12 protein-coding genes are annotated in these 15,370 nt (G+C 53.1%); 5 read left to right on the top strand and 7 right to left on the bottom strand.

Going from position 1 to position 15,370, the window contains the following annotated elements; translation table 11 throughout:
* Positions 1-5: 5 nt before the first annotated feature.
* The 5 genes from DHN43_RS05680 to DHN43_RS05660 all read right to left on the bottom strand — a co-directional run bounded on the left by DHN43_RS05680 (position 6) and on the right by DHN43_RS05660 (position 7,124).
* Positions 6-1,616, bottom strand: coding sequence for an acyl-CoA carboxylase subunit beta (locus DHN43_RS05680; RefSeq protein ID WP_108818027.1), 1,611 nt, complete (start codon positions 1,614-1,616; stop codon positions 6-8).
* Complete coding sequence (locus DHN43_RS05675) at positions 1,604-2,512, bottom strand: SDR family oxidoreductase (protein ID WP_057461226.1); 909 nt, start codon at positions 2,510-2,512, stop codon at positions 1,604-1,606. Before DHN43_RS05675 ends, DHN43_RS05680 begins: the two co-directional genes overlap by 13 nt.
* Positions 2,513-2,615: 103 nt before the next feature.
* Positions 2,616-4,301, bottom strand: coding sequence for an AMP-binding protein (locus DHN43_RS05670; protein ID WP_108818026.1), 1,686 nt, complete (start codon positions 4,299-4,301; stop codon positions 2,616-2,618).
* A 184-nt stretch (positions 4,302-4,485) separates the two neighbouring features.
* Complete coding sequence (locus DHN43_RS05665) at positions 4,486-5,292, bottom strand: enoyl-CoA hydratase/isomerase family protein (protein ID WP_108818025.1); 807 nt, start codon at positions 5,290-5,292, stop codon at positions 4,486-4,488.
* The gene (locus DHN43_RS05660; RefSeq protein ID WP_108818024.1) at positions 5,292-7,124 is read right to left on the bottom strand and encodes an acyclic terpene utilization AtuA family protein; all 1,833 of its coding nucleotides are present in this window, start codon (positions 7,122-7,124) and stop codon (positions 5,292-5,294) included. The genes DHN43_RS05665 and DHN43_RS05660 overlap by 1 nt, the downstream gene beginning before the upstream one ends.
* A gap of 101 nt (positions 7,125-7,225) precedes the next feature.
* Here DHN43_RS05660 and DHN43_RS05655 point away from each other — a divergent pair, with 101 nt between their 5' ends.
* Both DHN43_RS05655 and DHN43_RS05650 read left to right on the top strand, forming a co-directional pair.
* A complete protein-coding gene (locus DHN43_RS05655; RefSeq protein WP_108818023.1) occupies positions 7,226-7,870 on the top strand; it encodes a TetR/AcrR family transcriptional regulator in 645 nt (214 codons plus the stop codon).
* 198 nt (positions 7,871-8,068) lie between these two features.
* Positions 8,069-10,408 (top strand): heavy metal translocating P-type ATPase, encoded by a 2,340-nt coding sequence (locus tag DHN43_RS05650; protein ID WP_108818022.1) that lies wholly within the window; start codon positions 8,069-8,071, stop codon positions 10,406-10,408.
* On the opposite strand, the gene DHN43_RS05645 is transcribed toward DHN43_RS05650, so the two are convergent.
* Together DHN43_RS05645 and DHN43_RS05640 are read right to left on the bottom strand one after the other, a co-directional pair.
* Positions 10,405-11,097, bottom strand: coding sequence for a nitroreductase family protein (locus DHN43_RS05645; protein WP_057461220.1), 693 nt, complete (start codon positions 11,095-11,097; stop codon positions 10,405-10,407). The two genes, DHN43_RS05650 and DHN43_RS05645, sit on opposite strands and share 4 nt — an antisense overlap.
* Positions 11,098-11,266: 169 nt before the next feature.
* Positions 11,267-11,659, bottom strand: coding sequence for a cupin domain-containing protein (locus DHN43_RS05640; RefSeq protein WP_108818021.1), 393 nt, complete (start codon positions 11,657-11,659; stop codon positions 11,267-11,269).
* 208 nt (positions 11,660-11,867) lie between these two features.
* Here DHN43_RS05640 and DHN43_RS05635 point away from each other — a divergent pair, with 208 nt between their 5' ends.
* The 3 genes from DHN43_RS05635 to DHN43_RS05625 form a co-directional block, all read left to right on the top strand.
* Positions 11,868-14,018 (top strand): FUSC family protein, encoded by a 2,151-nt coding sequence (locus DHN43_RS05635; protein WP_108818020.1) that lies wholly within the window; start codon positions 11,868-11,870, stop codon positions 14,016-14,018.
* A 14-nt stretch (positions 14,019-14,032) separates the two neighbouring features.
* Complete coding sequence (locus DHN43_RS05630) at positions 14,033-14,245, top strand: DUF1656 domain-containing protein (RefSeq protein ID WP_082596670.1); 213 nt, start codon at positions 14,033-14,035, stop codon at positions 14,243-14,245.
* Positions 14,242-15,370 (top strand): HlyD family secretion protein (locus DHN43_RS05625; protein ID WP_108818409.1); only part of this gene is annotated, 1,129 nt, incomplete at its 3' end. The genes DHN43_RS05630 and DHN43_RS05625, both read left to right, overlap by 4 nt.

Raw genomic sequence — 15,370 nt, 5'->3', positions numbered from 1 at the left:
TCTGCCTAGCCGCGCGCGACCCCGAATGCTGTTGGATTAAGCTGACGTTTCCTGGCATCTGCACAAACAGATAGGGCCAATGAAACAACGCGGCGCGTGTCTCTTGGATCAATGATCCCATCATCCCAAAGCCGCGCCGTCGCAAACAGCGCTGTGGTCTCTGGTGACATCTGGTCAACGATCTTCTGCGCCATCTGGTCAGTCATGCCATCTGGAATCTCTTGTCCCATCTTCGCAAACTTCTCTTCAGTGATGATCTTCATCACCGTCGCCGCTTGCTCAGGTCCCATCACACCAACTTTGGCCGATGGCCAAGAGAAGATGAAATCAGGGTCAAACCCACGGCCACACATGCCGTAGTTACCAGCGCCCCAGGCACCACCAACCACAATGGTCACTTTAGGAACTGTGGCATTGGCAACCGCCTGGATCATCTTGGACCCATGCTTGACGATCCCGCCCGTCTCTGCATCCCGGCCCACCAGATAGCCAGTGGTGTTCATCAGGAAGAGCAGCGGTGTATTGCTCTGGCAGCAAAGCTGAATAAACTGAGCCGCCTTCACCGCACCTTGCGGATCAATCGGGCCGTTATTGCCTAAGATACCAACCGTCTGCCCATCAATGCGAGCATGACCACAAACCGTGGCTCCGCCAAATTCCTTCTTGAAATCAAGGAAGTCAGAGCCGTCCGTGATGCGAGCAATAATCTCGCGCACATCATACGGTTTCTTGGCATCCTCAGGCACGATGCCCAGCAGATCCGTGGCATCATAAAACGGCTGTTTGCCGCCTTCCGCCTCGACCGGGGCATCCCAAGGCAGGTGGTCAACAATCTCACGCGCGGTCTCGACGCCGTGCGCATCATCCTCTGCCATGTATTCCGCTGTGCCAGCTGTGTTGTAATGCAGCTCCGCACCACCCAGCTCTTCATCTGTCGCAATCTCACCCGTTGCCGCTTTCAGCAGCGGCGGACCGGCCAGAAAGATCTTCGACTTGCCGCGCACCACAACAGTGTAGTCCGACAGCCCTGGCATATACGCACCGCCAGCCGTCGAGGACCCATGTACCACCGTCACCTGCGGAATGCCTGCCGCAGACATACGCGCCTGATTGGCAAACGCCCGACCGCCCTCAACAAACAGCTCGGACTGATACATGAGGTTTGCGCCAGCACTTTCCGTCAGCGCAACAATCGGCAGTTTCTGTTTCTTGGCGATTTCCTGCAGGCGAAGCGTCTTCTTCAGGCCCATCGGTGAGATAGAGCCACCTTTGATCGCAGAGTCCGTCGCCACCACAAGACAGCGTTTGCCAGCAACATAACCGATACCGGCAATCGAGCCGCCGCCAGCAACATTCTTCTTGCCGTCATCGTCATGCATCTTCAGGCCAGCCAGCGTGGAGATTTCCATAAACGGAGATCCACGATCCAGCAGCAGGCTCACACGATCCCGCGGCAACAACTGACCACGCTTCTCGAACTTCCCACGCTTGCTCTCGGAGTTCTCCCGAACCTTTGCCTCATACCCACGGAACTCCTCAATGAGAGCTTCCATAAAGGCCTTGTTCTGAGCAAACGCAGCACTGCCGCTATCGACTGAGGAGGTTAACTTGGGCATTTGTCTTTCTCCCAAGCTTTAAGGGCCCTAGGCTTCTCATAGCGATGAAACCCTTGGTATTCCTTCATGTTTGCATTGTCACCAACCGGCATCAGGTTGGTCCAGAGCGGCGCTCCACCATCCACGCCAATACACTGTCCAGTCATGAACGCAGCCCCCGGAGAAAGCAGGAAGTTCACCAGAGAGGCAACCTCAGCTTCCGTGCCCAGACGACGCGCGAGGTTGTTGTCCGCCATCCGCGCAAACATGGTTTTGATGAAGTTTTCGTCGTAGGTGTCAAAGCCGGAAGATGCGATCCAACCCGGCGCAACCGCATTCACCCGCACACCTGCTTCGGCCCATTCAACGGCCAGCGTCATGGTCAGGTTCTGCATACCAGCCCGTGCCACACCAGAGTGCGCCATGCCCGGCATACCGCGCCACATGTCTGCAACGATGTTGACAATGGCACCACCTTTGCTCTTGCGCATACCCTGGTTGTAAACCTCACGCGCCATCAAAAAGCCGCCTGTAACGTTGGTCTCTACAACCGCGTCAAAGCCCTTCTTCTTGATTGACGCCGCAGGGCTTGGATACTGCCCGCCCGCATTGTTCACGAGGCCATGGATCACACCACGCTCCGCAACAATCTTGGCGACGGTTTCACCAACAGCGTCCTCATTGCGAATGTCCAGCGAGTGCGTAGAAACCTCGCCGCCATCCTCACGAATTTCATCAGCCACCGCATCAAGCTTTGCCTGCTTGCGGCCAAGGAGAACGGTATGGGCGCCCAACGCTGCAAGTTCGTGGGCGATACAGCGACCAATGCCACTGCCTCCCCCAGTCACAATCATTGTTTGTCCATCAAACAACCCATCTCGCAGGACTGATGCGTAACGGGACGGTTCATTGCTCATTCCAAATTCTCCCTGCCACTCACGCGGCTTATTCAAACAGAGGCCCTCGCCTCAAAATTCCCGGTTTGGGGTGACCGCGTCACCCCAAACCATTGTCAGTCTTTCAGGCCGGCGCACCAGCCGCAGCACCGCATTCATCTTCCCAAACCACCGGACGATCAGGCATACCTTGCACCACCTCTTGGTAGCGATCTTCAAGGCGTGTTCTTTTGATCTTCATGGTCGGGGTGAGATAACCATTCTCAATGGTCCACATGTCGTTTGCGACAATGATGGAGCTCAGTTTCAAATGGCTTTCAACGGCACTGTTGATGCTGTGATAGGTCTCTTCAAGGCTGGTACGCACCTCTTCGCGCGACAGGCCATGGGTCATCTCACTGGAGAGGAACACCACCGCTGCAGGCTGCGCCAAATCGGACCCCATCACACAGGCTTGCTCAACATACGTGTTGTCAAACAGCATGGCCTCAATCGGCACGGGTGCAATGTACTTGCCCTTGGAAGACTTGAAGATTTCCTTCACACGGCCCGTAATACGCAAGAACCCATCTGCATCCTGCTCAACCTTGTCACCAGTATGGAACCAGCCATCTTCAATGGTTTCAGCAGTCAGCTCAGGATCCTTGTAGTATCCCTTGGTCACAGCGTCCCCGCGAATGAGAAGCTCACCTTCATTGGTGATCTTGATCTCAAGCCCTGCAAGCGGCGTACCGATTGTGCCAACCTTATCCGCACGGAATGGGAAGTGAGAGGACGCAAGACCTGCAGTCTCGGTCATGCCCCATCCCTCAGTAATGTTGATGCCCAGCTTCTGGTACCATTCCAGAACAGCCTTGGAGATTGGTGCTGAACCACTCCCGATGAGCTTTGCGTTGGTCAGGCCAAGCTGTCCGCGGATTTTCCGCTTCACATACCAGCTCAGGATCGGAATGCTCAAAAGCCTGTCCAGCTTCTTCTGCGGGACCTTGGCAAGGATACTGGACTGGAATTTCATCCAGAGACGCGGAACAGAAATGAACATGGTCACTTCAGCTGCCCGCAAGTCCTCTGCAAAGGTGTCCAAAGACTCCACAAAGCTCACGACCACACCTGCATAAAGGCTCACATGCTCAACAAGAGCACGCTCGGTGATATGCGCCAGCGGAAGATAGGAGATCAGGCGTTCTTCACGGCCCAGTTCCAAAGACTGGGTTGGAGACCATGCGCCATAGGCAATATTGCGCCAGGTGACTTCCACCCCCTTCGGGTTCCCGGTGGATCCAGAGGTGTAAACAATGGAAAACAGCTCATCCAGCTCTGGCTTGGCCAGCTTATCTTCTGGCAACGGATCATTCGTTTTGACCAGCTCCGTCCAGCTGTGCTCACAATCTATCGTGTTATAGGGAAGCGCGATCTTGACCACGCCCTCAGGAATACCCTGCTGGCTCGGCGCAAAGTCATCCAGCTTGCCCATAAACAGCGCTTTGATATCTGCATGATTGATGATGTAGCTGATCGTATCCGCTGAGGCAGTGTAATAAATTGGTGTTGAGATATAACCAGCGGCCTGAATTGCAAAGTCAGCCAGAAACCATTCAGCGCAGTTCTTAGAGAGAATACCAATCCGGTCTCCCGGTTGGAAACCCATTGACTGGAGCGCAGCAGCCACACGCCGGACGGTGTCGTAACACTCCTTCCAGGTGAATTCTATGAACTGCCGGTTCACGGGTTGTCGCAGATAAACCGAGTTTGGTTTATCTGTGGCCCATTTTTGCAGCATTTCAATTGGCAGTGCGTACTGTGTACCCATGTTCCCTCCTCTGATGTGTTGGTTCAGCCTCCCCGCTGGTTCCAACACTATCGTTATTGCGCGATAGACTTCGGCATTATAGTCAGCTCATATGAATATGAGCATACCCTGCATTTCTTCTTCCTTCACCGCATTCGAACATCTGTTATCGGGTAAACGCATACCCCAGAATTTAAGGGGTCACCTAAGGAGCCCAGGAAGGTTTGCGTTTTTGTAAAAACGACTTCACACCTTCCTGTCCCTCTTCCCCAACGATAGCTCTTGCAAAATGAGCAGCCGCGCTCTGGCGCAACTCTTCCTGTTCAAGGAAAAGCGTCTCCTCAACCACCTGTTTGGTGGCCGCAACAGCATCTGGCGCACAAGCCAGAACTTGCTGTTTCAGGTCCGCTTCTGCTGTCTCAAGCGCTGCCTGATCTGCAACAGCTTCATCGACCAGACCGATGTCAAAGGCCTCAACACCGGTCAGTTTGCTCCCCAACACGAGCATTTTCTTGGCTTTCTGGTAGCCCAGACGTTTGGTCACGTACTGAGCAATCTGAGCAGGCGGCAAGCCAATCCGCGTCTCAGTAAATGCAAATTTGGCATCTTGCGTGGCGACCACAAAATCGCAAGCGCTGGCCATACCAAGGCCACCAGCCATGGCGGCCCCCTCCACCAAGGCAATGGTTACTTGCGGCTGATTGGCGATCATTCCAAAAAACGCTGCAGCTTCCAGACTGATCTTTTGCGCAATCACCTCGGTCTCATCACCACCAGCCATGATCTGCTGGAAGGACTTCAGATCACCACCAGCACAGAACACACCGCCAGCACCAGTGAACGTGATGCCACGCACGCTGCGATCATCCTGCACATCCCGCAGAACCCTGGAGATTTCAGCAATCACCTCACCTGTCAGCGGATTGCGCTTCTCGGGCTGGTTCAAAGTGATGGTCATCCAACCATCTTTTTGAACCACAAGAACGGGGGAAGTTGTTGAAGCTTCACTCATCACATCACCTCCTGCGCAATGGACTGCGGAACCGGAACATTCTGCGTCAGCAAGATCTGGCTGTACGCCTTTGCTTGCGGATCCAGCCTCAGGCTGGCAATGCCGCCGCCGCCAAGCACATCATCAATCAGGAAATTAAGCGCATGACAGCCCGGCAGATAGAAACGAGCCACCTTGCCCGGATTGAAATGCGCAAAGGTCCGCGCAACAGCCTCTTCACTCAGTGCAGCTGCAATCCACGGCAACCACTCTGCTTTCCGCGCAATCACGCCAATGTTCGCTTTATCGCCTTTGTCACCACTACGCGCATAAGCCAGCTTGATCAGCGGAACCTCAATCAGCGCATCATCAGAGGCAGCTACTTGCGGAACCTCGGCACTCTCAGCTGCCGCTGCCGCACCTGTCGCAATCACAGACTCAAACGGAACAGGCGCTCCTTCCAGAGAAACCTGAGGCGAAACCGCCGACTGCTCAACAAGGAACGAGAACAACCGCACAACAGGCGACGGCTTAGGCCGACCACCGTTAAACGTTGTCATCCCCGGAGCAACCGAAAGGCCCAATCCAGTCAGCTCACGCAACAACAAACCAGCAGCACGCTGGTCCACATGCCGCGCGGCAATCTTCAGGACAACCTCTTCATAGGTGCCCCGGCTCACAGAAGCCGCTCCAACCTGAGATCCTGCCCCCACAATCTCAACGGACACCTCTTGATAGCCGGGTGCACCAAGCTTTTTCATCACCGTCTCAGCGCGGCCAAGCGCAAGGTCAGCAAACACCTGCGCCTTCTCACCAGCATCAAAGCCCACATAAGGGATCATCAAACCAATGCGAAACCCATCCGCCCAGGTTGCTGAAACCTTCAGGCTCTCAGGCGCTGAACGCCCTTTTGCACCAGATACATGCACACAATCCGCTGCTTTCGCCTCAACCTTCACCTGGGAAAAATCGCAGGTCACATCAGGAAGCAAATAAGCCTGCGGATCACCAATCTCATAGATCATCTGCTCAGCAACAGTGCCAACGCTCACAAGCCCGCCACTGCCATCCGGTTTACTCAGATCACAGCTGCCATCTTCATAAACTGTCGCAATCGGATAACCGATCTTCTTCACATCCGGCACATCCCGCCAGTCCGTAAAGTTGCCACCAGTAACCTGCGTCCCGCACTCCAGCAGATGGCCAACGAGGCTACCTGCTGAAAGGCGGTCATAGTCCGCCCAATCCCAGCCAAAAGCATGCGCGCATGCAGCAAGGGTCAACGCACTGTCAGCACACCGCCCTGTAATGACGATATCTGCACCAGCGTCCAGAGCCGCAACAACAGGCTGCGCACCAAGGTAAGCATTGATGGAGGCAACCTTCTCTGACTTCGGGTAGGCCTCATGAGAGAACATCTCTGTCACACCAGCGGCCTGATAGGTTCCAGCCTCCGCTAACAGATCATCACCAGTGACAACGGCAACCTTCAGATCCAGCTTCTGCGCAGCAATCAATTCACGGATCTTGGAGGCACAACTCTCAGGATTAACACCACCAGCATTGCTGAGAATTTTCGTCTTGGATTCGGCAATAGCCTTCAGGTTCAAGCCAAGCACCTGCTCAACAAAATCCGTCGCATATCCAAGATCAGGAGATTTCTGACGCGCCCTTGCCATGATGGAAAGAGTGATCTCTGCCAGATAGTCGTAAACAATGTAATCGAGCCCTCCAGCGCGCAACAACTGCCCGGTTGACGCACTAGAGTCACCCCAAAAGCCGCAAGCCCCCCCAATGCGAATTGGCTGCTTACGTTTACTAGAGCTTTGATTTTCCGTGGTTTTCATGGTCATTTTAACGGAAACCTCTTTTACATACCAAACGTACGGTATATACTAGTTCCCAATACGTCAAGTGTTTCAGAGAAAACCCCTTCCTAAGGCTAAGGTTGATCATGGTAAGCAAGTTAGACAAGAAGAAGCAGCGCGGTGAAAACACACGCAAAGCCCTCATTAAGTCGACCATCGATTGCCTCGACCGGCTCGGCTATGCAGAAACCTCAATCAATCGCGTGCTGGAAGGCGTTGATGTCAGTCGCGGTGCCCTGATGCACCACTTCCCCTCCAAGGAAGATCTGGTGATTGGAACGGTCGACTTTCTGCTCTCAAGAATTTTGCGCCACTACCAACAGGAAAGCCCAAACTCTTTCCCCTTCGCGCAAGTAACGCATTCTGGTAACGGGACACTCGCCGACGCACTCGTAACCTATTGGAAAAACATCATCGACACACCAGAGGGGCGCGCCTTCTCTGAAATCATCATGGCAACCCGCACGGACAAGGCATTGTCCCTGCGCATCTCCCCCAAACTGGAAGACTGGAACGAGCAGCTCAACCAGTTCTTTCTGCCACCGGGTTTAGATAAAGAGACCATTGAAGACGTAACTCTAACCCTCCTCATCTGGCGCTCTTTCATCCGCGGCATGATTTTCCAGCAGGAGTTCCACAGCGACCCGGATTACATCGAAAAGATCATCCGCAAGTTCGCCATGATCATGGAACCGCATCTGAAGCTGGCTCAAACGCAAAGCGACACATAATAAATGAGAGCCAGATCGCTCTCCATGGCCAACAGACAATCGCTCTTGGCAACTTGACCCAAATGCCCTCATTTCCATTAAGTTCTGCCTAGTGATACTGCCAAGTCCCACGGAGCTTTAATCCTTTAAGGCACTGCAAAGGCATATGATCTGCGCTGGTAGAACGCGTGCGCGCTGGATCAGGGAGCCTTTTGACCGATGGACGAGGCATCAAACACACCACAACCCAATGCCACCTCCCCCACGGAGCAGGATCCGGTCTGCGGCATGTCCGTAACAGTCACAGCCGACACCCTCTCAGCTGATTTTTCAGGAAAGCCCTACCACTTCTGCTCCGACAAATGCTTCAATAAGTTCGACAGCGATCCCTATTACTACGCCTCTGGCAACAGCAAAAAGCAGCAGGACACACAGACGCAGGATGTCGATTACACCTGCCCCATGCATCCGGAGATCGTCAAGAAAGGCCCCGGCGAATGCCCTATCTGCGGCATGGCATTGGAGCCCATGACAGTCACCAGCAATGACGAACCCAGCCACGAACTGGTCGACTTCACAAGACGCTTCTGGCTCAGCGCAATCCTCTCCGTTCCCCTGCTCGCCATCACCATGGGCCCCTTCATCGGCCTCCCGTTCCGCGAATGGATCGGAGAACCCACAGCCATCTATGTTGAATTTGTCCTCGCAACACCTGTTGTTCTGTGGGCGGGCACTCCATTGTTCGAGCGCGGCGTCAAATCCATCACCACATGGAACCTCAACATGTGGACGCTCATCACCCTGGGCGTCGGTGCCGCCTATCTTTACTCTCTGGTGGCAACATTCCTACCCGGCCTGTTTCCCCCAAGCATCCGCGCTGCCACAGGCCATCCGCCGGTCTATTACGAGGCCTCGGCTGTCATCTTGGCGCTGATCTTTATGGGGCAGGTGCTGGAAATGCGAGCCCGCGAGCGCACGGGTGACGCCATCCGCGCCCTGCTTGACCTTGCCCCCAAAACGGCACGCCGCGTGCTGGACGACGGCACAGAGTATGACGCCCCCCTCGAGAACATCATGACGGGCGACAAGCTCCGTGTCCGCCCTGGAGAGGCAGTCCCTGTCGATTCTCGCGTCGTCGATGGTCAATCCTACCTGGATGAAAGCATGATCACCGGTGAGCCCATCGCCCTTGAGAAAAACGTCGGAGACACGGTCACAGGTGGAACACTCAACAAAAACGGAACGCTGATCATTGAGGCAACAAACGTCGGCGCAGACACCATGCTCTCCAAGATCGTCACCATGGTCTCCTCTGCCCAACGCTCACGCGCGCCCATTCAGGGCATGGCAGATAAAGTCTCGTCTTACTTCGTCCCCACCGTGGTCAGCATCTCCATTCTCTCATTCTTCATCTGGTTGGTTGTCGGCCCGGCACCATCCCTGTCTTACGCCGTCATCGTCGCCGTATCAGTGCTCATCATCGCCTGCCCGTGCGCCCTCGGCCTTGCCACGCCCATGTCCATCATGACTGCCAGTGGCCGGGGTGCGCAGGCAGGCGTGCTCATCAAAGATGCCACCGCGCTGGAGCTCATGTCCAAGGTCGATACGCTCATTGTCGACAAGACAGGAACCATCACAGAAGGCAAACCGACCGTCACCTCAATCCAGTCTTTCTCTGAGGGTTACACCGAGGACCAACTCCTCCACATCGCGGCCTCCATCGAAAAAGGCTCCGAGCATCCGCTGGCGGAAGCAATCGTCCATGCTGCCTCAGCCAGAAAAATGTCGCTGTCCAACTCCGATGATTTTGAGGCCCACACCGGAAAGGGCGTTAGCGCGAAGGTAGAGGGCAAGCTCTACGCCATCGGCAACCCGGTCATCTTCAACCTCACCGATAAGATCTCTGAAGACATGAAGCAAAAGCACCAAGCTTTGAGTGCTGCAGGCAACACCAGCATCTATATGTCAAATGAGCAAGAAATCATCGGCTTGATCGCCATCTCCGACCCGATCAAAGAAAACGCAGCCGAGGCCATCCAGCAACTGCATGAGGCCGGTATCAAAGTCGTCATGGCAACCGGAGACAATGCCCTGACAGCCAAAGCCGTGGCCAACTCCGTCGGTATTGATGAGTTCAAGGCAGAAGCCTTGCCAGAAGACAAGAAGACACTGGTCGACCAGCTCCATGCATCCGGAGCAATGGTTGCAATGGCAGGCGACGGTGTCAACGACGCACCCGCTCTTGCTTCTGCCGATGTAGGGCTGGCAATGGGAACGGGCGCAGACGTCGCCGTCGAAAGCGCGGGCATCACATTGCTGAATGGCGATCTCACAGGCATTGTGCGTGCCCGCAAGCTCGCCATCGGGTCGTTGCGCAACATCCGCCAGAACCTGTTTCTGGCGTTCGTCTACAACTCCGCAGGTGTCCCCATCGCAGCAGGCATTCTCTACCCCTTCACCGGAGCGCTGCTCTCACCCATGATTGCAGCACTGGCCATGAGCCTGTCATCCTTCTGCGTGGTGATGAACTCCCTGCGTCTGAAAAACCTGAAGCTCTAATCCGCTACAGTCAGGATTTCAGAAAGAGGCTTCTTCAGCTTCGCCACAGCAGGCACCTTGGCATCTTCAGCCGGGTGACCAACTGCAATGATCATGATTGGTTTTTCGGAGTCAGGGCGATCCAGCATGCCATTCAAAAATTTCATCGGGTTGGGCGTATGGGTCAGCGAAACCAGCCCTGCATGGTGCAGCGCCGTCAGCAGAAAACCACAAGCAATGCCAGTGCTTTCAGGCACATAGTAGTTCTTGTAGCGCGTCCCGTCTTCAAACTGCCCCCAACGCTGTGCAAACACAACAATCAGCCACGGCGCGTCTTCCAAGTGGGGCTTGTCGTCATTAGTGCCAATTGGCTCAAGCGCTTTGATCCACTCATCACCCGCGCCGCCGTCATAAAACCGGCGCTCTTCTTCTTCCGCACCATCCCGAATACGCTTCTTAAACTCAGGTTGAGAGATCGCCACAAAATGCCAGGGCTGATGGTTCGCACCAGAAGGAGCTGTACCAGCCGTGCGAATGCACTCTTCAATAACCTCTCGGGCAACAGGACGATTAGAAAAATCCCGAACCGTATGGCGACGCTTCATCTTGTCATAAAAGCCTTTCACAGCTTCAAGCATCTGCTCATCGCTCAGGTCCAGACGATCCGGCAAATCCACTGGCTCATAGGTAATGTGTTCTTTGGCAAACATCCTGTTCCCCCGCTTTTCAGGTATTCTTTTGCTTTCCCTCACAAGCCAAACCGACGACAGCCTCCCAGCGTCCTACAGCCCATGTAAGGTCTCAGCGAAAACTAACGGAAGAATACGGCTAAATCTATTGAACTTGCCTCCAGAAAGCTGAACCGACCTCTAAAACCCATCACAACGATCCATCCGGCACCCAACGGCGAGACACCTCCGTGCTGTTCTCATAACTGGCCTCAAAGATTGGCGCAGCCAGTGTCGCCCGCACATGCAGCGTTCCATCACCCACATTACAAAACCCATGCAAACGTCCGGCAGGGATCAGGACACTCTGATTACCTGTCGCGACATACTGTTCGTCTCCGCAAGTGATCTCCGCAGTTCCGTCAATCACCTCCAAAAGCTCTTCCACCGCATGCAGATGCAACGGGGCCCCACTTCCGGGCTCACACCACTGATCAAAAATACAAAGCTGATGCGCACCATTCACAGCAGAGACCCTCATCCGCGTCACCACCCCACCCCGCCACTCTTCCAGTTCCTGCGCATTATGATCAATTAGAGCCATCACAGACCTCCATCTTCCAAACCTGCTCTGACAAGAAACGTAATCACCAAAAGCAAACATCTTCGAAATCGGGTTCAAGTCACCGTCCGTGTCTTGATAAAACAACGCAACGAATTGAAAGAAAAACCAAAACCTATCTCACACGTCTTCAACCTATCTTGGCTGAAGTGCTTTTCAGGCATGACTGGAAACGTCAGCGAGTGAGGATATGTTTCTCAGCGACAGAGCAAAGGATTCAATTAAGGTTGGGTTAGCAATGGTGATCGCTTACGCCATTGCGCTCTACATGGATTGGGACCGCCCGTATTGGGCTGGTCTGGCCGTTGCATTTATCTCGCTGGAAACATCAGGACAATCCTTCAACAAAGGCGCGCAGCGCATTGCCGGGACATTCATTGCGGCGGTCGCAGCACTCCTGATCCTCTCCCTTTATCCGCAACAACGCTGGATGTTTATGATTGTCTTATCCAGCTTTGTTTTAGTTTGCACCTATATGAAGAGCACAACACGAAACGCCTATTTTTGGAACGTGGCAGCTTTCGTAACAATCATTGTGGTTGTGGATTCATCAACAAGCAATGAGCCTGCCTTCTATACCGCAATGCTGCGGATTGAGGAGACTGCTTTAGGCGTGATCACCTACAGTGTGGTCTCAGCTGTCCTTTGGCCTAAGACATCAGCGAAAGCGCTTTACAGCACAGCCAGCCACCTGAGCCACGCTGCCCTTGGGATTTTTCAAGAAACATTGGACAACGGGTTCTCACGCGCTCCCCAACAGTACCTGAAGCAACAAGGCGACTTCTCATCATTACAGGCCAGATTCGAGGAGCTTTCCAATATTGCCCAACTCGAAAACTATGAAATCTGGGAAGTTCACGATTTATGGAAAGATGCCGCGAAACTGTGGGTTGATTACGAACGGGCAATAGAAGCGTGCCGGCAAAACATAGGTGACGTTCAAACAATTGAGCTTAAAAAACACCTGCCTTGGCGCTCCCAATACATCAATGAAGTAGAGCAGCGCTTAACGGCTATCACCAAGATGTCTTTGGGAGAGCATTCGGACTACACCAGCCCACAACGCGAACTTCATATCAATAAAACCAATACTGCAGGTCTCAAGCAACTCGAAAAAGCAGCCCTGTCACTTTACGTCAATCAACTCAGAAACATCGAACATATTACATATCAGCTATATGAGATAAACGCCGTCATATTTGGCTTGCGCCAACGTACTGACACCACCTTTAAAGTCGCGCCTACGCCTAAAAAGCACATCATAAATATCGGCGCTTTGAAGGGGGCTTTTCGCGCCTTCCTGTGTCTTTGGATCGCTTATATCGCCTATATCTATTCCCCAAATCTTCCAACTGGCCCCGTACTTTTGATCTTAGTAGGCGTGTATAGCATCTCCCTATCAACCGACCCGTATATCAGGCCTCTCAGGTTGTTGAAGATTGGCGTTTCATCAAACATATTCGCAGCCAGCATCTACCTTTTGATAATGCCGCATTTGCATAGTTTCTGGTCTCTTGGGGCTGTCATTTTCATATCAGTATTTTCCATCTCCTATTTCTTTCATTCACCTGAGGCAACTTTGGGAAGAATGTTTGGCCTGGCGAATTTCGTAATGACAACAGGCATAAGCAACACCCAGACATACAGCTTCAATTATGCAGTCGATCAATTGCTCGTTTTCATCATAGTCGTGGCAATTTTTGCGTGTGTGTCCACATTCACATTTAACCTGCGCCCAGAAGTTCAATATCTCAACCTGCTACGCCGCTTCTTTAAAGGTGCAAGCTATCTTTTGTCAGATCAGAAAAACAAACACACGACAAAGGACTCCCGCTGGCAACGCTACCTCAGACGACACTACATCAACGAGATCGAAAGCATCCCTCATATCATTCGAGGCTGGATACCGGAGATCTCTCAAGACATTGAGAAAAGTGAACTGATCAAGATCACCGTTGTTCTTGAGGCACTTTCCATTCGCCTGTCAGTCCTGATGGATGAGTTCAAAACTGCTGAAAACAGCCAACTTTATGAGACGCTAAAGCATGACATTCATGGCTGGAGCACTCAGCTGATGACTGACTTCACAAAACTGGTGGAAGAGCCCTCATGTGAAACGTTAGAAGCGACTTTAAAACTACGCGAAACAAGACTCCCGGAAATAGAAGATAAAATCTCAAAGGCAGAGCAAGAACAGAGTAAATATGATGGAGAGTTAGGGGAACGATTAAATATCTATCGCATTCTTGGAGGTATTCGCAGTGTTTATCAGGCATTAGAAGACTATGAAGAGCAATCTCAAAAAGTCGATTGGCCTTATCTGAAAGAAGCTCGTTTCTAAAGGAGTATGCGTCAATGAATGGATATCCTGGTGAATGGGCCATTGGGGCCGTTTATTTCCCCCCATTTCTGATCGCGTCTTTCTTAGGTTTGCTTCTCAGCTGGATCACATCACGTTTGTTAAACAGATACCGGCTTTCCAGATTCCTCCTCTATCCACCCGGCGTCTTCCTGGCTTTGGCCGTCATCTACACCGCAGTAATTGGAAGTTGGGTCATTCCGATATGAGAGCATTGAAACCCACACATAAAGCAATGATAACGGGCACGATCGTTGGCGTCGCAGTTCTCGCGTTCGCTTATAAATACTATGCCTACTTGCAAAACCCATGGACACGCGATGGTCAGGTCAGAGCAAACGTCATCCAAATCGCAACCCGTGTCTCCGGGCCGATCGTAGATCTTCCAATCAAAGACAATCAAAGTGTACAAGCAGGGCAACTGCTCTTCCGCATCGACCCAAGAACATTTGAAGCAACCTTTGCTGAGAAGAAAGCGGATCTTGATCAAACGATCGATCAACTCAACGCGCTTGAAAAAGAGCGCGAAGCTTCGGAAGCAAACGTTGCCCAGTATCGCTCGAACGTGGAGCAAGCCAGTTCAGAACTTCGCTCCTCCATCGCCACCCTGAAAAACATCAAGGGAAATCTGGACCGGAACGCCAAGCTACTCAAAGACGGTTATGTCACGCAGCGCACATATGATCAGATTGAAAAGAGCTATATCGTCGCCCTCTCAGACACCGAAAAAGCCCAGTCAGGCCTCGCTCAAGCAGAAGCAGCTCTTGTAGAAGCTCAAGCCTCCCTTGCCAAGGTCATTGCAACACTTGGCGCAACAGGCGATGAAAACGCGCAACTCCGCTCTGCAAAAGCAGCGTTACGCATGGCTGAGTTAGACCTTGGCTTCTCTCGTGTATCTGCACCTGTATCCGGCTACGTCACCAACCTTAACCTGCGCCTGGGCAGTCAAACCGTTGAAAATGAGCCAGCCCTTGCCCTCGTAGATATTACCAGCTTCTGGATCGACGCCTACTTTCCAGAAACAAAAATCAGCAGGATCAACATCGGCGATAAAGTCATCATGACCCTGATGGCCTATCCTGATCAGGTGGTTCACGGAGAGGTCGAAAGCATCGGCTGGGGCATTTCTCAATCCGATGGCAGCACAGGCTCCGACCTGCTCCCTAACATCAACCCGACCTTCGAGTGGATACGCCTCGCCCAACGCATCCCGGTCCGCATCAAAATCGCAGACATCCCCAAAGACATCCTCCTCCGCGTCGGCACCACCGTATCCGTCCTGGTCCTAACCAACACCGCCGCCGACAAAACCACCCCGGCTGAACCCCCAGCAC

It is taken from the genome of Pseudovibrio sp. Alg231-02, from assembly GCF_900143565.1.
Classification (GTDB): domain Bacteria; phylum Pseudomonadota; class Alphaproteobacteria; order Rhizobiales; family Stappiaceae; genus Pseudovibrio.
This window is presented reverse-complemented; position numbering and strand designations above follow the sequence as displayed.